This is a genomic window from Xanthobacter autotrophicus ATCC 700552 (assembly GCF_043194565.1).
Taxonomy (GTDB): domain Bacteria; phylum Pseudomonadota; class Alphaproteobacteria; order Rhizobiales; family Xanthobacteraceae; genus Xanthobacter; species Xanthobacter autotrophicus_F.
On sequence record NZ_JBAFVS010000095.1, the window covers coordinates 1 to 357 of the forward strand.

Here is a 357-nt window from a genome sequence, read left to right on the forward strand (position 1 = left end):
ATCTCCAAATGCGGCGACGAGGCGACGCGGGCGATGCTCTACGAGGCGGCGATCGCCATCCTCACGCGCATCCCCAAGAGCTTCAAGCTGCGCCTCTGGGGGCTTCGGCTGATGAAGAAGAAGGGGCTGAAGAAGGCGGCGACCGCGGTGGCGCGGGCGCTCAGCGTGCTCCTGCACAAGATCTGGGTCGACGGCTCGACCTTCCGATACGGCGCCGGCCTGAAGGGCGGCCGGCTCACGCGCGCATAATGGAGGCGTGAGCGATCCGGCCGCCCCCACCATCGGCGTCACCAGGTTCCGCCACGGCGGAGCGGCGTCTCCCGGGGAGACGGGGATTTGGGCGAGATCGAAACTTGA

Annotated in this window: 1 pseudogene; it reads left to right on the forward strand. The window is 68.1% G+C overall.

Going from position 1 to position 357, the window contains the following annotated elements:
* Positions 1-249 (forward strand): annotated as a pseudogene (locus tag V5F48_RS25065) (IS110 family transposase); the annotation flags it as partial.
* Positions 250-357: the final 108 nt, after the last annotated feature.